The sequence below is a fragment of the Bacillus sp. EE-W1 genome, from assembly GCF_009760835.1.
Lineage (GTDB): Bacteria > Bacillota > Bacilli > Bacillales > Bacillaceae_G > Bacillus_A > Bacillus_A wiedmannii.
Window position 1 is genome coordinate 466,700 of record NZ_WIPE01000056.1, and the last position, 19,667, is coordinate 486,366.

Here is a 19,667-nt window from a genome sequence, read left to right on the forward strand (position 1 = left end):
TATTTGATAAAAAAAGAAGCTTACTAGAAGCTTCTTTTTTTATACTATTTTTCACATGCAACTCCATCACCATCACGATCAAGTTTAGAGCTATAACCTGGTTGGTCTCTATATAAAGGAGCTTTCCCAGCACTTCTAACTGCGGCACAATTTGCGTAAGTTACATTACTATTGTTACTTGCAGCAGGTTGTGTTTGAGCTTGCTGTGCTTTTTTCTGTTCCTCTTGTTGTTTACGAGCTTGCTCATCAGCTATGCGTTTTTGCTCTTCTTGTTGCTTGCGAGCTTGCTCTTCGGCTTGGCGTTTTTCATCCTCTTGCTTACGAGCTTGTTCTTCCGCTTGACGCTTCTCATCTTCTTGCTTTTGAGTTTTTTTATCTGCTTCTTTCTTTGCTGCTTCATCTTTTTTGTCGCTATCTTTTTGTTCTGCATTGTTAGATGCAACTTTTTTACTAGTAGCTGCCGTCTTTTCAGAAGAAGGGTTTGAAATACTTGATAACGCACCAAAAATGACAAATAAAATAGCAGTGATTATAAATTGTTTTTTTGCTACACCTGTCTTTTTAATTACGGATAAGATTGCTAGAACAAGGAAAAAAATAAATAAAATTAAACTTAAAGTAGCAAAAAAATCGATGACTGGGTGTTCAGATTTTGTAGTGCCCATTCCTGTTAAGAGAATTGAAATCATAAAAAGAATAACAGTAGGACGACCATATTGTTTTGTTTTTCCATTTTTCTTAAAGAATGAAATGATACATAGTATTAAAAGAATAAAAGCAATAAAAAATAAAGCTGCACCAATATTACTCAAAATCGCCATTTTTATACCTCCATTTGTAAGATTTTCACTATTGATTATATAAGAACTTATTGGATATTACACGATTTATATAAATTTAGAAAATTAGTATTTTTAATAGACTTATAAACATTTATTTCAAATATAAGGAAAAATGGATATATCTCCTATTACATTTTTAAAGAGAATTCATAAATTATAATATAACGATCGAAAGGAGGGGGGGTTAAATGGAATTCCAATTATTGGTAACTTGTATATTACAAGAAGGTAATGCTTTCTTTTTAGTAACGAAAGTAGACGATGTTATTACGTTAAAAGTACCGATTACTGCGGGAGTAGCAGGTTTATTCTTAGCTTTAGGTGTACCAAGATGTTCTTAATTTAAGTTTCTAGAGTAGAAGGGAAGGGATATACCTTTCTCTTCTACTCTTACATAATATGATTATGTAAACTAAAATATTGTTTTGTAATAGCACGTTTAAAATGGACATGCATATACTATAATGTTTCATTGGATGTTAGTGATGAAAGGTAGTTTTCACACGTGCATGTAGTGATGTTCATTAAGTTATGAAATTAAAGAGGTGCTATTATACATGAAAAGAAGAACATTGGATATTCCAGTTACATTGCGAAGAGAGTGGTTTTTAATAGAATTAGCCCATTTAACGAAAAAATATGGAATTGAAATTGCAACTAGCAAAATGGAAGCTGCACCGTTTTTAAGAGATCAAGTTACGGAATCAAAAATAGGATCAGGCCTCCAATATGATAAATATGATGATGAGTATATCATTGAAAATTAAAGGATACCAGCAAAAAAATTCTTTATAACAAAATATAAAATAAAGCAGATTCTAAATATGGAATCTGCTTTATTATGAAATACTTCTAGTCAACTATCCTCTTTCTAGTGTTTTTCCTACATATTTTTCTTGTGTTATTCCAAAAGATTCACGAAGAATGCGAGCATAATCTTTTGATTCTATTGGTCGTTTATTTTTTGTGCCTTTAAAGGTTTCTGTATAATTTTTATTTGTTAATGATACGTGACCATAATCAGTTAATTTACAAGTAATAGCCCCTTTATTAAAAGGCGATTCTTTATGCTCTACAATCACTTTTTGAATGTTATTCACTTTTTTCTCATCTATTGGATGTAAAGTGAAAGCATAGCCTATTTTCCATTCGTGTGAAGGTTCAGATTGCAAGAAATTTGTAGATTCCCCGTTAGCTCCTTTTCTCATTTCTAAAATGTGTGTACCTTTTCGGGTAGTTTGTTTGCGAATTTGATATTCTCCCGTTTGAGAAGAAATCACTTCTCCGTTAAAAGGGACGGGATGTAGAGGTAGATGAGATGCAAAACCTGCGTCTATAACATAATCTTTAAAATTATGATTTAATATGATAATGACATGACCATCATCGGGTTTCCATTTATTATCGTAAAGATCATAAACAGTACCAGCTACTTTATATACTTGAAACCCACAATCCATTAAAAAGTAATACAATAAGGAGTTTAATTCATAACAAAGACCGCCTCGTTTTTGAATAAGTAACTTTTCTACTAAGTTATTTTTTGAGATGTTTTTAATAGTACCAGCCATAATATCGAGATTTTCATAGGGGAGAATCAAGCCCATTTTCAAGAGAATTTCATCTAAATCATTAAATGTTATTTCTTTTGCAGGAATTTTTAGTCGTTTAAAAAACTCCTTTTGTAAATTGGTCATCATAAAGCATTCTCCTTTCTTTTTACAGAATTTTCTTCTGCTCACCGATAGGTTAGTACTTATAAAAGTTTAATTCAAGTCTGCGAAAATTATCATAATATATGTTTCTCGAAATATTATTTTTTATTCGGAAATTTCAGTTTAAAGTTTAATGGTAGGAAAGTCTTACAGTATAAGCCTCTATTCGTTTGTTTTGTATAAAATTAAATAAAAGTACATATCTTCATTAATCTTTTTTATAACTAGGTGGTAATAAAGTGTTTTTTTCCTAAAGTTTTTTCAAGATTTGTATACTTTATATAGACAATAATGATTTAGAGATATTTGGATTTAGTACGGTTAACAATTATTGAGAAACTTTTTTATAGTGTTCTCTCAAAAGGAAGAGATAGAAACAAAGAGAATAACGTGAGTTAAGAAAGAAGGTGTACTAGTAATCTCTTGCAAATAGGGACAAGATTTTGTTTAAGTAAAAAGATTATCTAGTATTAAGAGAGAAGATAAAAAAATATTACAAAGAGCACCTTCTTTCAAAAAAAGTGGGGGGAGTAACATGCGATTGATGAGAAGATGTGTTGCCTTACTGATTGTATTTTTAATTATGGCTCCAATGATTAGCACGAATGTACGGGCAGAAGTTGTAAAAGAGCTTGGAAAGGGATTTCCTGATACAGAAGTATTTACACCTGGAGAATGGTTTTTAGGTCAAAAACCTGCTAATTATGATGAGAATAAGCCTCCAATTCTTTTTGTACAAGGAAGGAATGGGAATGCTGATAGTTGGTATGGAAAGACAGTGTATCACGATATAAATGATATGTATGACTATGCTTTGAAAGCAGGCTATCAAACAGTATTTATACAATTATATGATGCTGCTGGGAAAGGGTCAGCTAGTCAGTGGGACAACGGAAAATTGTTAGCACAAAAGTTAGAAGAAATATATAATCACTTCGGTAAAAAAGTTAATATTGTAGCACATAGTAAAGGCGGTATCGATACACAGGCTGCATTAGTAGGATATGGTGCAAATCGATTTGTTGGAAATGTTATAACGCTTGCGACGCCACATCATGGATCAAACTTGGCGGATTTATCATATAGTTGGTGGGCAGGATGGCTTGCTTCTATATTAGGTCAAAAAGATGATGGTACGTATTCATTGCAAATGGGGGAAATGGCGAAATTTCGTTCAACGATTGATAATAATCCAGCAGCTAAATTAAATCGTTACTATACGGTTACTGGTACTAGTTGGGGACCAGTATTTTCTGCGTTATCTATGGGCGGGTTCTATTTGTCATCATACGGTTCAAATGATGGACTAGTAAATGAGTGGAGTGCTAAGTTACCGTATGGAACGCATTTATTTACAGATTCCAGATTTGATCATGATAATATAAGAAAAGGATCTGCTGTTTTCTCTCGAATTGAACCATATTTACGTACATCAAATGTAACTGTACCAGCTTTAGTAGCATCCAGCACTAGTTCAGATGAAAATATAGAACAACTAAATACAACTTCAAATCAAAACATTTTAGGAGGAGAATTGCCACAAAATCAGTGGATAGAGCAAACCGTTACGGTTGATAAAAAAGCTGAAGGAATAGTTTCTATCTTAACAGCGTCTTCAGATGTAGAAGTACAAATGATATCTCCAAAAGGAAAAATGTATACAAATAAAGATAGCGTTATAACTACTGGTGAAGGTGAATCTTTCTTTGGTGGTGCGACTATTAGAACATTTAAATTTGATAAAATGGATGTAGGAGAATGGAAAGTTAAAATGATGGCGAAGCAGTCGAAAGATGCATTTTTAATTGTAAGCGATCACAAGAGTGGTGCACCATTTGTTCTCCAAATGCCTACAAAAGTTAAAGTGAATAAATCTGAGTATAAACTGAAAAAATCACCTGTGGCACCGGAAATGAAAGGGGATCTTTCTATAACAGTAAGAGTAGTTAATAAAGAAGGGAAACTAGTCTCTGAATACAATGAATTACAAAAGGGTAATAACAATACGTTTACTGGTGCTTTGAAGGACATAAAGCAACCAGGAGTATATAACGTTACGATGGATATAAAAGGGACGAATAAAGAAGGACAATCGTATAATCGTACAATTGTTAAGTCGGTTTATGTGGAGAAGTAAGAAAGAATGAGAAGTTTTTAATATAAAAAGTACCGAACTTTTGTAGTAGAAGAGTTCGGTACTTTTTTCATGTTTATTAGATTAACAGAAACGTACAATGGAATTTATGTTTGATTATAGGAATCAAAAGAGCATTATTCAATAAAAAAAGATGCTGAAATAGCATCTGAATGTGAAGAGGATTATTAACTTAGTTTTATAACTGTTAATTCAACTGAATTAATACCATTATCACAAGTTGCAATACTTTGACGATTAAAACCACTATTATTTTTCAGTTGAAGAGTGGAATTAGCTGTCACTGTAACAATCGTTTCGCCTGCTAGTTGAAGACATTCGTTATTTGATGAAGTATTCATTTGGAAAGCGAAATCACCTTGACTATTAGCGAGTGGATTATTATTTAAAAATATAGTCATGACTGGAATATGTGGAAATACAGGATTTGAAGTAGTGTTAATCGTTGAAATGAAAGAAACTCTATAATCACCAGCTTGACTAAATTGTATAGTAGTAGGATTTAGTAAGGAAACTCCTCCTGCTATAGGGCCAACGTGATTAAATGGAAAAGGATCTCCAAAAGGAACAGTTATAAACTCAGTTTGCCAAAAAGTGCCGTATGCTGGACAGCTTTTTTTATGTGAATGGTCGCATGAACATTTTTTATAGGAACTAGAAGAGGAGTTGCATGAACATTTTTTATATGAACTGGAAGAAGAGTTACATGAACATTTTTTATTTGAATTTGAAGAATGATAGTATGAACCCAATATATTACCTCCTATTATGAATGAAGTGTATACTCATAGTATTTTATGCTTGTCTTATATAAAAGGTGATAGATTTGGAGTATAAAGTGCTAATACGATGAAATGTAGTAATAGAATAGTAGTTGTAACGATTTTGAAGAAGAAAAGGTTGATGTTTTGGTGGAAATATCAGTGGAATATCTTGAAAGATTGAAGTAAAGCGGGCACGCATATTTTACATGTGAAAGTAAAACCATTATCTTCAGTTGTAATGATGTGATCGTTTAAGTGAATGTCTATTTTGTGGTGTTTGCATATTAGAGTTTATGGTTATTATCTTTTATTTACGTAGTGGGGCAGGAAGAAGACGAAAAGTATCGAATGAATGTACATATGTAGCATTGTTTGCTTTTGGTGTGAATAGTAATAAAAGATACGTTGAAATATTTTAAACCGTAACAAAAGAGCGATTAAATAATAGAGGGAGCAACTTACATGGAAAATATATTAAAGGTATCTTCAAAATCAAAACCAAATTCAGTAGCAGGTGCAATAGCTGGTGTACTAAGAACAAGTGGCAATGTGGAAATTCAAGCGATTGGGGCAGGTTCTATAAATCAAGCGATTAAAGCAATTGCGATCGCAAGAGGATTTGTTGCTCCAAGTGGTATTGATTTGGCCTTTGTTCCAGCATTTCAAGAGGTTACTATTAATGATCAAGAAAGAACGGCGATTAAATTAATTGTAGGTCCTAGAAGGAAAAGGTAACTGCAGTAATTCAGTATTGAAATGACATTTAACATAACAAACAAAAAGTGTCACAAATGCTTATGAAATAGGCATTTGTGACACTTTTATAGTTTTGTGAGAATAAAAACCTCTAAAACTGCTCATTCTTCTCCCAAGATTCCACAATATAATGTGCAATCGTCGGGTTGAACCCTTTCCCAACTAAAAACATAATCGCAGCAACTTCTGTTAAAGCGTGTTTGTGTGATGTATGTTTTGCTTCATTTAAACCGTAATCTACCCAAGGTTTTACGAAATCTAGTACAGGTTTCTTTAAAGGTAAAAACTGTGTACCGACAACTTGTTGAATTTGTTGTGTTGGTTCTGTAATTGGTCCAGGCGGTAAGATTTGCGGTTGTGTAATATCGAGTGTTGGTCCTGGTGGTAAAATTTGTGGTTGTGTTGGATCAATTGTTGGTGGTTTAGGCGGTGAGACACGCGCGTTGTAGTTTGGTTGGTACATTTGTTGTTGGTATTGTGGTTGTTGCGGCTGAGTTTCGTATGGATTTGGTTGAAATTGTTGCTCTTGATTTTGTGGTGCTACATATGGATTTTGAGGGTATTCATAATTTGGACGTGAGTCGTATGGATTTTGTTGATATTCAGTTTCTTGATTTTGCGTTGTTGCATATGGATTTTGCTGATATTGTTGTTCTTGATTTTGCGGTGCTGCATATGGGTTTTGAGGATATTCATAATTAGGACGTGTGTCGTATGAGCTTTGTTGATAATTAGCTTCTTGGTTTTGCGGTGTTTCGTATGGATTTTGTTCATATTGTTGCTCTTGTTCTTCATATTGTTCTGTGTATCTTTGGTCCTGTTGCTGAGGGTAAAATGGTTGTTGTGGATAAGGCGGTTGATTATTATAGAACATATTTATTCCTCCTCCATGATGATGCTTACCACTCAGTGTATGGGCGGACAAGAAAATATGTGATGAAAAAATGCGGGCGTGTTACAATAAGTAACTGGGTGAAGATAAAATGACAAAACAAGAAAAGATTCAAAAAACAATTACTTTTGTAAAACATATTTTAGAAAAAGATGCGAGTGGGCATGATTGGTATCATATTGAACGCGTACATAAACTGGCGATTTCTTTATCCGAGCAAGAAGGGGGAAATCGTTTTATAATTGAAATGGCAGCATTACTTCACGATGTGGCAGATGAGAAGTTAAATGAAAGTGAAGAAGCAGGAATGAAAAAAGTTTCTGATTGGTTAGAAGAGTTACATGTTGAAGAAGAGGAAAGTAAACATGTTCTTCATATCATCGCCAATATGTCTTATAAAGGTGGTCATGGCGGTAAAGTGGATTCACTTGAAGGGAAGCTTGTTCAAGATGCGGATCGCTTAGACGCTCTTGGAGCAATTGGAATAGCTCGCACATTTGCGTATGGTGGAGTGAAAGGGAGATTAATGTATGATCCAACTATTCCTCCGCGTGAAGTGATGACGAAAGATGAATATAGAAAAAATAACGATCCATCTTTAAATCATTTCTATGAAAAACTTTTAAAACTAAAAGACTTAATGAACACGAACGCAGCAAAACAAGAGGCTGAAGTTCGTCATCGTTATATGGAACAGTTTATTGAACAATTTATGAAAGAGTGGAATGCACAAATATGAAAATGTTAACTGTGGAAAACTTATCGAAATCATACGGAGAAAAACCGTTATTTGATGGATTATCATGTAGTATTACAGAAGGACAACGTGTCGGAATCATTGGTGTAAACGGTACTGGTAAATCGACATTATTAAAAATTATTGCAGGGTTAGAAACTCCTGATACAGGTGATATGACGCATTCACGTGGTTATACAATTAGTTATTTATCACAGCAACCAGAGTTTGATGAAAAACTAACAGTGTTAGAACAAGTGTTCCATGGTGATACACCTTTAATTCGTCTTCTTCGTGATTATGAACAATCGTTATTAAATATCGAAAAAGATCCAAGTAATGAAAAAGTACAGGAACAATTATTTGCAGTGCAGCAACGTATGGATGCGATGAGTGCATGGGAAGCAAATGCGAATGCAAAATCGTTATTAACGAAATTAGGAATTACTGATTTTACAGCAACTGTTGGAAACCTATCTGGTGGACAAAAAAAGCGTATTGCAATGGCGCAATGTTTTATTGAAACACCTGATTTATTAATTTTGGATGAGCCTACGAACCATCTTGACCATGAGACAGTTGAATGGTTGGAAGAATATTTAGCAAGATATACTGGTGCGGTATTACTTGTAACCCATGATCGTTATTTCTTAGATCGTGTGACAAACCGCATTTTTGAATTAGACAATGGTAAACTATATAGTTACGAAGGAAACTATAGTACATTTTTAGAAGCGAAAGCACTTCGTGAAGAACAAGAAATTGCGCAAGAATCAAAACGTCAAAACTTATATCGCCGCGAACTAGCATGGATCCGCCGCGGTGCAAAAGCTCGTTCGACAAAGCAAAAAGCACGTATTCAACGATTTGATGAGTTAAAAGGTCAAGAAGGACCAGCTGCAAAACAGTCAGTTGATATTGCGCTTAGCGGGAGTCGCCTTGGCAAAAAAGTACTTGAGTTAAAAGATGTAACGAAAAAATTCGGTGATAAAACGGTATTACACAACTTTAATCATATTGTGAAACCAGGAGATCGTATCGGAATCATTGGAGCGAATGGAAGCGGAAAATCTTCTCTATTAAATATGCTTGCAGGCAAGTTAGCTCCTGATAGTGGTGAAGTTGAAGTAGGACAAACTGTAAAAGTTGCTTATTATACGCAAGAAAATGAAGAGATGAATTTAAATCAGCGTATGATTGAATACATTAAAGAGATTGCAGAAGTTATTCATACGACAGACGGAAAAGTAATTGGTGCATCTCAAATGCTAGAACGTTTCTTATTCCCGACGCACTCACATGGTACACCGCTTGGTAAACTATCTGGTGGTGAAAGAAGACGTTTATATTTATTACGTATTTTAATGGGAGAACCAAACGTACTATTACTTGATGAACCTACGAATGATCTAGATACACAAACATTAACAGTACTGGAAGATTATTTAGAAGATTTCCCAGGTGTCGTTTTAACTGTATCGCATGACCGTTACTTCTTAGATAAAGTAGTAGATGAATTGTTCATCTTTAGTGGCGGAGGCGAAGTGCGTGAATTCCTAGGTAGTTATACGGACTTTTTAGAAATGGAAAAGACGAAAGAACTTATTGAGAAGGCGGAAGTTCAAAAAGAGAAAAAAGTAGTAGAAGAAGCTCCGAAACAACAACGTAAACGTAAACTTTCATACAAAGAGCAGCGTGAATGGGAAACAATTGAAGATACAATTGCCGAACTAGAAGAGAAAATTGAGTCAATTGGAGAAGAACTTGCGAAAGTTGGATCTGACTTCACAAAGGCACAAGAATTATCTGAAGCACAGCAGAAAACAGAAGAAGAGCTAGAAAAAACGATGGAAAGATGGAGTGAACTATCAGACATCGTTGAAGGATTAAAATAAAAACAAGCTGCATATATTGAAAAGTAAAGAGAAAAACTTTACACTATTGGTAGAACCTATTTTAGGAGGGAAAAAATGAGAACATCTAATCCAATGTTGAAAAAAGAGGCATTCCGTAAAGAGGGAGCAAGCGCTTCTGCGATGACGATTGGCGGAACAGTAGGCAAAACGTTTATTATGCTTATCTTGCTACTTGCAACGTCTGTCTATTCATACATACAGATGATGCAGGGGACGATGAAGATGCCGGTATTAATTGGTGCTTTAATCGTTGCGGCAATCATCGCATTTGCGTCTATGTTCTTTCCGCGTATTTCACCTTTTGGTGCACCAATCTATGCGGCGGTAGAAGGGGTTGTATTAGGTAGTATTTCAGCAGTTTATACAATGAAATTTGGCGATTCTATCGTTTTAAATGCTGTATTACTAACAATCTCAATTCTATTTGCAATGTTAGTGTTATATGCAACGCGTGTAGTAAAGGTAACGGATAAATTCCGTACAGGCGTGATGGCAGCAACACTTGGAATTATGGTTATGTATTTAGTCGTATTTCTACTAAACATGTTTGGTGTAACTGTTCCGTACATTCACCAAGGCGGTACGATTGGTATTATTATTAGTGCAGTTGTTATCGTAGTTGCTGCATTAAACTTATTACTAGATTTCGATTTAATCGAAAATGGTGTACGTAGTCAAGCTCCGAAATATATGGAGTGGTACACTGCGATGGGACTAATGCTTACATTAGTTTGGTTATATTTGGAAATTCTTCGTTTCGTTTCTTACTTTACGAAAAATGACTAATAAAAAATCCTGCATGAAAAATGCAGGATTTTTTTATTTTCAAAGATAGAGTGAAATTTTAATCAGTGAGGCTTATACTGCCTGTTAATGCAGGGTAATTTCGGTAATGGTATAATATGGTTGTTGGTAATTCAAATTGAAGGGGGATGGAATATGATGAAAGAGAAGAAAGGGATTATGAAAAAACTATTTTCTAAAAGTTTTTTCATAGAACTAGAAGATGCTTTAACGTATCCATCATCAGAAGTTATTATTTCCGCTATTGAAAGGTATGCGGTTGAATGTCAGGAACAATTGAATTTTGAGAGTAAAGTTAAACCGATTACTTTTTACTTAGAAAATGTAATGTATCGTGTTGAGATAAAGATGGCTCGCGGTGGATATTACATTTCCTGTAGTGAAGTATAAATTTTGAAACCTTACATGTTTAATATATGTAAGGTTTCTTTTTTTCTTTTACAGCATATAAAATAATATTTTTTACTTTAAAATATATTATTTTACGCTTTTTACCCTTCATACATTTTTCTTTACAATGAAGAAAAATATGTGAGGTGGTATAACATATGATGAATCGAGTTGTATTAATCGGTAGATTGACAAAGGAACCAGAATTATACTACACAAAGCAAGGTGTCGCTTATGCACGAGTATGTGTTGCGGTGAATAGAGGTTTTCGAAATAGTTTAGGTGAGCAACAAGTAGATTTTATTAATTGTGTCGTTTGGAGAAAATCGGCTGAGAATGTAACTGAATATTGTAAGAAGGGGTCACTTGTTGGAATTACCGGACGTATTCATACGAGGAATTACGAAGATGATCAAGGAAAGAGAATATATATAACGGAAGTTCTGATTGAGAGCATTACATTTTTGGAGAAAAGGCGGGAGGGGGCATCACAATAAGAGGGCTTAGTAGTATAGCCCTCTATCACTTTTGATTGATACCCTCCCAAACAACATCTAATTGTTGATTGAGTATATTTTTCGCGTTTATTTCATTAGCATGTAATAGTGAATGGGACATTAATGTATAAAAATAAGTACTCATAATTGTAGAGGTGATAATATGTATATCCCATTTACTGTTTAATTTTCCTGTCGCTTTTGCTTCTGCGATAATTGAAGACAAACATTCTTGTAGTTGTTGTATGCTTTTTACTTCATTTTCTACTAAGTAGTTAGACTTAATAATCTCAAAGACGGCATGCTGCATTAAATCACCATGTCCAGTAAAACGGTCTAGTAAGTTTCCTAGAACAAGTTTGATTCTTTCTTTTGGATGTTCCACATTTTCATATGCTTTTAAACTTTCATTCCATAGCTCAATTTGAGAATCACCTAAAAATAATAATATGTTTTCTTTTTTCGGAAAGTAGTTGAAGAAAGTTCCTTTTGCAATCCCGCATGCAGTAGTAATATCTTGAACCGTTACATTTTCGTACCCGCGTTCTTGGAAGAGTTGTACTGCTTTTAGGAATATAAGTTCTTTTAATTCTTTTTTTCTCGTTTCTCTAAGCATTTTATCTACTCCTAACACAAACAATTATATCTGTTTAATAGATAATCTTAAATAAAATCTTACTTCATGATTAAGTTTAATGTAATTGAAAGAAGGGTAGAGAATGCTGTTTCTCATTTTTGTTATAACTGAAAGTTGTATAGTTCATGTGCTTGCCTTTCAGAAATCCATTTCGGAATACGTTTCATTACTTCGTTTCTCACTATAGTTAAAGGTGTACTTTCTATTTGCGCCATTTTTCCAACTTTCCAAGCAGTATTTGAGATTTTTTCAATTCTATCTCGTCTTTTTTGTTCGTATTCTATGAATGCTTGACGATAATGGGCATTATTCTTAATACATTCAGCCAAAATAATCGCATCTTCAATTGCCTGACAAGCTCCTTGACCTAAATTAGGAGTAAGTGCATGAGCTGCATCCCCAATAAATACGATGCGCTTTTCAAAAAACTGTTTCATTGGTGTAATGTCTACAATGTCACGATGAATCATAGTAACGTCCGATGCATTATTTAAAATAGATGGGATGGGATTGTGGTAAGTTTTGAAATGATTATATAGATCTGCTGTTGTGTAAGCTTTGTATTTTGGATCTCTAGCTTTAGCGTTTATGAGCGCATACCAGTATACTTCGTTATTGGGAAGAGGGACGATACCAAATCTACCGTTAGTTCCCCAAGTTTCAATAAAATCGTTTGTTAAAGAAAGGTTATTAGTAGGAGTTACGCCGCGCCAACACGTATATCCTGCATAACGATAATTATCGCTTTGTGTTACTTGTTTTCGAACGACAGAATGAATACCATCAGCAGCAATGAGTATATTACCAAGTGCTTCACTACCATCTTGGAATAATATTTTTAAGGCGTTTACTTCATTTTGTTCTATTTTTGCGCATTCTTTTCCCCATTCGACAGTATCTTCTTTTAGTTCAGAAAGTAGTAATTGATGTAAATTTTTTCTATGAATGGAGTACATTTTTGGATAACATGCTGGAATGGTCAATTTATTAAAAATAGTTCCTTTTTCGGATACAAGGTTAAAGCCGTCACTTTCGTTGCCAATTTTTTTTATTCTCTCAGAAATTCCGTATGGTTCAAGTGCTTGCATCGCATTTGGGGCGATGATAATACCTGCACCAGCAACAGTAGGTTCAGTATTTTGGTCATATACTTTTACATCTAATCCTATTTTTTGTAAGGAAATTGCTGCGCAAAGTCCAGCAATACCGCCACCAATAATTATGACATTATTCATTTGATATCCCTCCAACTTAGAGTGACTTTAATCCCTTTTTCTGGTATTGTCAATTATGCTTTTAACTTTAGTTTTCGAACGATTAGGTGAAAATAGAATGAATGAAACTTCTAAGAAATGTAGAAAAGGAATTAGCAAAATTAAGCATCCGAGTAGGAGTATAGAGTGATAACATGTTACAATACAGCTAAGAACACGCAATAAAGGAGAGTTTTTTACGTGAAGATTAAAGCAATTGAACCGACGCCAAGTCCAAATACAATGAAAGTTATTTTGAATGAAGTATTACCATCAGGAGCGCGTAATAATTATACAAATGAAAATAAAGAACAGGCACCAATGCAAGTGCAAGAAATTTTGAAAATTGAAGGTATTAAAGGTGTATATCATGTAGCCGACTTTTTAGCAGTGGAGCGAAATGCGAAGTTTGACTGGAAAGTTTTATTACAACAAGTTCGTGCTGTTTTCGGCGAACAGGTAGTAGAAGAAAGTGAAGAACAACAACTTGCTCATTTTGGGGAAGTGAAAGTGTTTGTTCAAATGTTCTTTACAATTCCAATGCAAGTAAAGTTAACAGATGGAACATCGGAAGAACGTGTTGGTTTACCAGATCGTTTTAAAGAATCAATTATGAAAGTTCAAATGTCTGCACCAAACGTTGTGAAAGAGCGCAAATGGGTAGAACAAGGTACACGTTACGGTAATTTTGAAGAAATCGGGAAAGAAGTAGTAGAAGAGATTGTCGCTGCTTATTCAGAAGAACGTGTAAATGAAACAGTTAAAGAATTATTAAACCAGGCAGGTGCTGTTGAAGTAACGATTCAAAAGCGTGAGCCATATAAAGTAACAGTAGAGATGATGAAAGATACTGACTGGAAAAATCGTTTTGCAGCATTAGAGCAAATGGATCCTACTGAAGAAGATATGCCAGTGTTGAAGATGGCGTTAGATGATGAAAAAGTTTCAATCCGCCGTTTAGCAACAGCGTATTTAGGTATGGTAAAAGGTGATGGGGTATTGCCGTTATTATATAAAGCGTTATTAGATCGTTCAGTAAGTGTTCGCCGTACAGCAGGCGATTGCTTATCAGACGTAGGTGATCCAGCAGCGATGTTCGTTATGATTAAATCTCTGAAAGATTCAAGTAAATTAGTACGCTGGCGTGCAGCTATGTTCTTATTTGAACTTGGAGATGAAAGTGCGATTCCTGCATTAAAAGCAGCGCAAGATGATCCGGAGTTTGAAGTAGCGATGCAAGCGCGTCTAGCATTAGAGCGTATTGAAGGTGGAGAAGAAGCAAAAGGTTCTGTATGGAAACAAATGACGGAGTCTCGTAAAGGGGAGTAATGTATGATTGTTTTCTATGATAGTTGGTGTCCGATGTGTACGGCGGTTGCAGAACGTACGAAAAAACTAGATAAAAAGGGTAAGATGCAATTTGTTTCATTTCGAGATGAAGATGTAGTTGAGAAGTATGAACTTTCTCAAAAACTACAAAGTAAGATGGAACAAAGATTGTATATTTTAAAAAATAATAAGTGGTATGCCGGAATTCATAGCATACATGTATTAGCAAAGGCCGTTCCATCTTATTGGTTTGCCGTTCCTTTTATAAAACTATCTATCGTACTCGGATTTGGAAGTAAAGTATACGATTATATCGCTAACAATAGAAAACTTGTCCCAGCTGGACATTGCCGCGGTGGGGTTTGTGAAATCCCTACAAAAAAATGAAATCATCGTTATCTTTCTTTTGCACCTAGTAATAGAGCGTGATATGATGAATTTGGAATGAAAGTTGAAGGAGAGATTACACGATGTCAAATGCTTATGAAGAATACATGCGCCAAATGGTAATCCCAATGCGTCAAGAATTAGTGCGTTCTGGGTTTGAAGAGTTAACTACAGAAGAAGCTGTAACAGAATTTATGGAAAACACGGCAGGTACAACTTTAGTAGTTGTAAACTCAGTTTGTGGTTGTGCAGCTGGTTTAGCACGTCCATCAGCAGGTCAAGCAGTTGTTCGTGCTGAAAAACAACCAGATCATCTTGTAACTGTATTCGCAGGTCAAGATAAAGATGCTACTGCAAAAATGCGTGAATACTTCGGAGAAATTCCTCCATCTTCACCATCTATGGCATTATTAAAAGGAAAAGAAGTTGTTCACTTCATTCACCGTCATGAAATTGAAGGTGCAACTATGGACGAAATTATTACGAACTTAGAACAAGCTTTCGAAAAGAATTGCTAAAGAAGGGGGAGAGTAAATCTCCCTCTTTTCTTTATATAGAGGTGAAACAATGATCGTAACAACAGCAGGAAGAACAAACAAAGAAATGACAGATTATGCAAACAAGGTAGCAGCAGAATTAAATCGTTCTTTCGTTAAACGTAATGACGTACCAGTACATAAACTGCATGAGCAGTATGAACAAGATGTACTTGTTGTAGGGAAAAACCGATTAGCTATTTATCCGAGAGGAACGGAAGAGTCATTTTTCTTTCATCCAAACTCAGCGATGTTTCGTGTGAAAAGGTTAATGCGCGGAGAACACGATCCGTTTGTACAAGCCGCGCAATTAGAGAGCGGAATGACAGTATTAGATTGTACGCTCGGTATGGCATCAGATAGTATTGTAGCTAGTTATATTGTTGGTGAAAGCGGAAAAGTAACGGGACTTGAAGGCAATGAGTATATGGCTTATATTATGGAAAATGGTTTAAAAACATGGTCTTCAACTGTTTCTGAAATTGATGAGGCAATGCAACGAATCGATGTGAAGCAAACGGAGCATTACGCATTTTTAACACAATGTGAAGACAATAGTTATGATGTTGTGTACCTTGATCCGATGTTTGAAGAAACTGTTATAGAATCAGATGGAATAAAAGGATTAAAACACTTCGCTTTGTATCATGATATTACTAACGAAACAATTGCAGAAGCGAAGCGTGTGGCGAGAAAGCGTGTCGTTCTGAAAGATCATTTCCGTAGTTCTAGATTTGAAAAACATAATTTTCATGTATACAAAAGAAGAAGTGCTAAGTTTCACTTTGGTGTAATTGACCCTTGCTAATTGTTTGAAAAGATGTATAATAAGCAATAATTAATTAAATATACTGTCGGTGATGAAGAGAGTAGTCTTTTTTAGAAGGAAAGCGAGCTAGGGATGGTGTGAGCCTAGTGCGGAAGGAAAAGATGAAGCGCACTTCGGAGATGCTTCTTGAACGAATAGTAGAGTAAGCCGAGGCCCCCTGTCCTCGTTATAAACGGGAAAGTGGTTCGTAATGAACAACAAGGGTGGTACCACGGGTTTAAACTCGTCTCTTTTTAGAGACGAGTTTTTTGTGTTTAAAAAAATAAGGAGGTTATATAGTATGGATTATAAAACGCAGTTTGCGGAAAGTTTATCCGATATTTTTACGAATGAATTAACGCAAAATCAAATTTTAGATTTAATCGAAACGCCGAAACAAGATGAATTTGGAGATGCGGCATTTCCATGTTTTTCACTTGCGAAGCAATATAAAAAATCACCAGCTATTATCGCAAAGGAAGTTGCAGGAAAATTAAGTGATCCATTTTTTACGAAAGTAGAGGCTGTTGGTCCTTATGTAAATGTCTTTTTTAATCGTGAGACGGTAAGTGATGATGTATTAAAAACGGTTTTAGCAGAGAAAGAAGAGTACGGTCAAAATCACTTTGGTTGTGAAAAAACGGTAGTTATCGATTATTCCTCTCCTAATATCGCGAAACCTTTTTCAATGGGGCATTTACGTTCTACAATGATTGGAAATTCACTGAAACATATTGCTGAAAAATGTGGTTATGAAGTTGTAGGAATTAATTATATTGGAGACTGGGGCACACAGTTTGGAAAGTTAATTACCGCTTATAAAAAATGGGGAAATGAAGCAGTAGTTAAAGAGGATCCAATACGTGAACTATTTAAGTTATATGTTCAATTTCATGAAGAGGTAAAAGACGATGAAGAATTAGAAGAAGATGGACGCGCTTGGTTTAAGAAATTAGAAGAAGGTGATGAAGAAGCTGTTGAGCTTTGGAATTGGTTCCGTCATGAATCCTTAAAAGAATTTTCTCGTATTTATGAACTTCTCGGTGTTGAGTTTACTAATTTTCAAGGAGAAGCCTTTTATAATAACTTAATGGAAGATTTTATTGGGATTTTAGAAGAACATGATTTGCTTGAAGAGTCAGAAGGTGCGTTAGTCGTTAATTTAGAAGAAGAGGGAATGCCGCCTTGCTTAATTAGAAAATCCGATGGTGCAACGATTTACGCAACACGTGACTTAACAGCAGCGTTATACCGTCAAAACACATATGCATTTGATAAAGCGTTATATGTAGTTGGCCCAGAACAAAGTTTACATTTTAATCAATTTTTCACTGTATTAAAAAAGCTTGGTTACAATTGGGTTGACGGCATGGAACATGTACCGTTTGGGTTCATTTTAAAAGATGGTAAGAAAATGTCGACACGTAAAGGAAGAGTTATTTTACTTGAAGAAGTACTTGAAGAAGCAATTGACCTTGCAAAACAAAATATTGAAGAGAAAAATCCAAACATAAAACGGAAAGAAGAAGTAGCGAAGCAAGTCGGTGTTGGCGCAGTTATCTTTCACGATTTAAAAAACGAGCGTATGCATAATATCGAATTCTCATTAGAAAACATGCTGAAATTTGAAGGTGAAACAGGACCGTACGTACAGTACACACATGCACGTGCGTGCTCTATTTTAAGAAAAGAAAGTGTAGAATTTGAAACGTGTACGTTTGCATTAAAAGATGATCATAGCTGGAGCGTTGTAAAATTACTGAATAAATTCCCTCAAATAATTGAAGCAACTTTCAACAAAAATGAGCCATCAATCATTTCAAAATATGTATTGGATGTAGCACAATCGTTTAATAAATATTACGGTAATGTTCGTATATTAGAAGAGAGCGAAGAGAAAGACAGCAGACTCGCATTAGTGTATGCTGTGACGGTTGTATTAAAAGAGGGATTACGTTTACTTGGGGTGGAGGCACCTGAGGAGATGTGAAACAAATAGGTATACGTATCATAGTAGATATGTATGCCTATTTATTTTTATAGAAAATGTGAAAGCAGAAGTTTTATTTTATTAAATCTAAATTTTTCTAGAATTGTTTCAAGTGTAGGAATGTCCTTATTAAATGGAGAATTGTAATGTCATATATAAAAAGGAGGCGTTAAACTTGGAAACATACGATTGGAACAGTAAACTAGCATATTTAAAAAACACAAGAGATTTATATTACAACGACGATTATGTAAGCTTTTTAGTAAATATGGTTTGGAAGATTACTAAGCCAGTACATATTGTTGATTATGGTTGTGGATATGGTTATTTAGGCTTAGTATTAATGCCTTTACTTCCAGAAGGATCAAAGTATACAGGCATTGATAGTGGAGAAACATTATTATCTGAAGCGAGAGAGTTGTTTCGTTTACTTCCGTATGAGACAGAATTTCTTGAGGGAGATGCTACAGAAATTGAATTGAAAGATACATACGATATAGCAATTTGTCATGCTTTCTTATTACATATGAGTTCGCCAAAAATGATGCTAAAAAAAATGATACATTCAATTAAAAAGGGCGGAAAAATAATCTGTTTTGAACCACATTGGATATCAAATATGTCTTCATACTCTTTAGATGGAGAGAATCAATCGGAAATTATTAGGCTAGGTGCTTTGCAGAAGTTATTTGAAAATGACATGCAGAGAAGCGGAAAAGATGGAAATATTGGTATGAAAATACCGATGTGTTTAAGTGAACTAGGCGTAAAAAATATTGAATGTAGAGTAAGTGATAAAGTGAACTTTTTAGATTCTAATATGCACTATAATGATAAACAAAGGTTGTATCATTCATTAAAAGAAGAGGGGATTGCAGGGGATCCGGGTGATAAACAGCATTTTATAGAACGTTTAATGGCTAGAGGATTAACATATGATGATGCGCTAGCTCAATATGAAGCTGAACTCCGATTTTTTAAGGCATTTCATCTACATTCTTCTTTAGTATATGCTCCGAATATGAAAATTACATTTGGTGAAATAGTATGTTGAAAGATAGCGATTTATTGAGGATTGTCATTTTTTGTCGGTAAGTCGATATCCACCGTATAATCGCTGATATATTTTGAAAATCGTCGATATATTTAAATTATCGCCGATATAATTTCATGTACGGATTTCAGCTTCCAAAAGATAAAATCCTCATGTTACGTTATTCCATTTAATTAAACAAAATATGGAGAAAAATAATCATTTTT

21 protein-coding genes and 1 other annotated feature are annotated in these 19,667 nt (G+C 34.6%); of the genes, 15 read left to right on the forward strand and 6 right to left on the reverse strand.

The features are described 5' to 3' along the window. Positions 1 to 44: 44 nt before the first annotated feature. Positions 45 to 821 carry an excalibur calcium-binding domain-containing protein gene (locus GFJ36_RS10015; protein ID WP_097889482.1) on the reverse strand — a complete coding sequence of 259 codons (777 nt, stop codon included), beginning with the start codon at positions 819 to 821 and terminating at the stop codon, positions 45 to 47. A 209-nt stretch (positions 822 to 1,030) separates the two neighbouring features. Between GFJ36_RS10015 and exsG the strand changes: the two genes are divergently transcribed. Both exsG and GFJ36_RS10025 read left to right on the forward strand, forming a co-directional pair. After that, positions 1,031 to 1,183 carry an exosporium protein ExsG gene (exsG, locus tag GFJ36_RS10020; protein ID WP_000395678.1) on the forward strand — a complete coding sequence of 51 codons (153 nt, stop codon included), beginning with the start codon at positions 1,031 to 1,033 and terminating at the stop codon, positions 1,181 to 1,183. 216 nt (positions 1,184 to 1,399) lie between these two features. Continuing rightward, entirely contained in the window at positions 1,400 to 1,609 is a 210-nt protein-coding gene (locus tag GFJ36_RS10025; RefSeq protein ID WP_000830261.1) for a hypothetical protein, read from the forward strand. A 93-nt stretch (positions 1,610 to 1,702) separates the two neighbouring features. On the opposite strand, the gene GFJ36_RS10030 is transcribed toward GFJ36_RS10025, so the two are convergent. Beyond that, positions 1,703 to 2,542, reverse strand: coding sequence for an arylamine N-acetyltransferase family protein (locus tag GFJ36_RS10030; RefSeq protein ID WP_097889483.1), 840 nt, complete (start codon positions 2,540 to 2,542; stop codon positions 1,703 to 1,705). A 550-nt stretch (positions 2,543 to 3,092) separates the two neighbouring features. Between GFJ36_RS10030 and GFJ36_RS10035 the strand changes: the two genes are divergently transcribed. After that, positions 3,093 to 4,694: an esterase/lipase family protein gene (locus GFJ36_RS10035; protein WP_157349539.1), complete on the forward strand. Its 1,602-nt coding sequence runs from the start codon at positions 3,093 to 3,095 to the stop codon at positions 4,692 to 4,694. Between the two features lie 185 nt (positions 4,695 to 4,879). Here the strand turns inward: GFJ36_RS10035 and GFJ36_RS10040 are convergent, their stop codons facing one another. Continuing rightward, on the reverse strand, positions 4,880 to 5,464 hold the full coding sequence (locus GFJ36_RS10040; protein WP_002085940.1) for a hypothetical protein: 585 nt from the start codon (positions 5,462 to 5,464) through the stop codon (positions 4,880 to 4,882). Between the two features lie 474 nt (positions 5,465 to 5,938). Between GFJ36_RS10040 and spoVS the strand changes: the two genes are divergently transcribed. After that, a complete protein-coding gene (spoVS, locus tag GFJ36_RS10045; RefSeq protein ID WP_000427790.1) occupies positions 5,939 to 6,211 on the forward strand; it encodes a stage V sporulation protein SpoVS in 273 nt (90 codons plus the stop codon). A gap of 112 nt (positions 6,212 to 6,323) precedes the next feature. On the opposite strand, the gene GFJ36_RS10050 is transcribed toward spoVS, so the two are convergent. Next, complete coding sequence (locus GFJ36_RS10050; protein ID WP_157349540.1) at positions 6,324 to 7,106, reverse strand: hypothetical protein; 783 nt, start codon at positions 7,104 to 7,106, stop codon at positions 6,324 to 6,326. Between the two features lie 109 nt (positions 7,107 to 7,215). Between GFJ36_RS10050 and GFJ36_RS10055 the strand changes: the two genes are divergently transcribed. From GFJ36_RS10055 to GFJ36_RS10075, 5 genes are all read left to right on the forward strand, one after another. Then, positions 7,216 to 7,863 (forward strand): HD domain-containing protein, encoded by a 648-nt coding sequence (locus tag GFJ36_RS10055; protein WP_097889485.1) that lies wholly within the window; start codon positions 7,216 to 7,218, stop codon positions 7,861 to 7,863. Continuing rightward, positions 7,860 to 9,755 (forward strand): ABC-F family ATP-binding cassette domain-containing protein, encoded by a 1,896-nt coding sequence (locus GFJ36_RS10060; RefSeq protein ID WP_087982620.1) that lies wholly within the window; start codon positions 7,860 to 7,862, stop codon positions 9,753 to 9,755. The genes GFJ36_RS10055 and GFJ36_RS10060 overlap by 4 nt, the downstream gene beginning before the upstream one ends. A gap of 75 nt (positions 9,756 to 9,830) precedes the next feature. Beyond that, positions 9,831 to 10,562 carry a Bax inhibitor-1/YccA family protein gene (locus tag GFJ36_RS10065; RefSeq protein WP_001260655.1) on the forward strand — a complete coding sequence of 244 codons (732 nt, stop codon included), beginning with the start codon at positions 9,831 to 9,833 and terminating at the stop codon, positions 10,560 to 10,562. Between the two features lie 153 nt (positions 10,563 to 10,715). Then, on the forward strand, positions 10,716 to 10,970 hold the full coding sequence (locus GFJ36_RS10070) for a DUF4318 domain-containing protein (RefSeq protein ID WP_000975142.1): 255 nt from the start codon (positions 10,716 to 10,718) through the stop codon (positions 10,968 to 10,970). 158 nt (positions 10,971 to 11,128) lie between these two features. After that, positions 11,129 to 11,467, forward strand: a complete 339-nt coding sequence (locus GFJ36_RS10075) for a single-stranded DNA-binding protein (protein WP_048540931.1) — start codon at positions 11,129 to 11,131, stop codon at positions 11,465 to 11,467. Between the two features lie 25 nt (positions 11,468 to 11,492). Here GFJ36_RS10075 and GFJ36_RS10080 read toward each other — a convergent pair whose 3' ends face one another. Next, positions 11,493 to 12,083, reverse strand: coding sequence for a TetR/AcrR family transcriptional regulator (locus GFJ36_RS10080; protein WP_087982614.1), 591 nt, complete (start codon positions 12,081 to 12,083; stop codon positions 11,493 to 11,495). 122 nt (positions 12,084 to 12,205) lie between these two features. After that, the gene (locus GFJ36_RS10085) at positions 12,206 to 13,354 is read right to left on the reverse strand and encodes an FAD-dependent monooxygenase (protein ID WP_257142693.1); all 1,149 of its coding nucleotides are present in this window, start codon (positions 13,352 to 13,354) and stop codon (positions 12,206 to 12,208) included. A gap of 204 nt (positions 13,355 to 13,558) precedes the next feature. On the opposite strand from GFJ36_RS10085, the gene GFJ36_RS10090 reads away from it, so the two are divergent. The 6 genes from GFJ36_RS10090 (at position 13,559) to GFJ36_RS10115 (ending at position 19,461) form a co-directional block, all read left to right on the forward strand. Beyond that, positions 13,559 to 14,686 carry a conserved virulence factor C family protein gene (locus tag GFJ36_RS10090; protein WP_098230732.1) on the forward strand — a complete coding sequence of 376 codons (1,128 nt, stop codon included), beginning with the start codon at positions 13,559 to 13,561 and terminating at the stop codon, positions 14,684 to 14,686. A 3-nt stretch (positions 14,687 to 14,689) separates the two neighbouring features. Then, the gene (locus GFJ36_RS10095; RefSeq protein WP_087982608.1) at positions 14,690 to 15,073 is read left to right on the forward strand and encodes a thiol-disulfide oxidoreductase DCC family protein; all 384 of its coding nucleotides are present in this window, start codon (positions 14,690 to 14,692) and stop codon (positions 15,071 to 15,073) included. A gap of 83 nt (positions 15,074 to 15,156) precedes the next feature. Beyond that, positions 15,157 to 15,591 (forward strand): BrxA/BrxB family bacilliredoxin, encoded by a 435-nt coding sequence (locus tag GFJ36_RS10100; protein ID WP_000063705.1) that lies wholly within the window; start codon positions 15,157 to 15,159, stop codon positions 15,589 to 15,591. Positions 15,592 to 15,640: 49 nt separating this feature from the next. Then, the gene (locus tag GFJ36_RS10105) at positions 15,641 to 16,417 is read left to right on the forward strand and encodes a class I SAM-dependent methyltransferase (protein ID WP_087982606.1); all 777 of its coding nucleotides are present in this window, start codon (positions 15,641 to 15,643) and stop codon (positions 16,415 to 16,417) included. 40 nt (positions 16,418 to 16,457) lie between these two features. Next, positions 16,458 to 16,672: a binding site (T-box leader), on the forward strand. A 46-nt stretch (positions 16,673 to 16,718) separates the two neighbouring features. Next, the gene (gene argS, locus GFJ36_RS10110) at positions 16,719 to 18,407 is read left to right on the forward strand and encodes an arginine--tRNA ligase (protein ID WP_098230733.1); all 1,689 of its coding nucleotides are present in this window, start codon (positions 16,719 to 16,721) and stop codon (positions 18,405 to 18,407) included. A gap of 133 nt (positions 18,408 to 18,540) precedes the next feature. Continuing rightward, the gene (locus GFJ36_RS10115) at positions 18,541 to 19,461 is read left to right on the forward strand and encodes a class I SAM-dependent methyltransferase (protein ID WP_176546139.1); all 921 of its coding nucleotides are present in this window, start codon (positions 18,541 to 18,543) and stop codon (positions 19,459 to 19,461) included. The last annotated feature ends 206 nt before the right edge of the window (positions 19,462 to 19,667 follow it).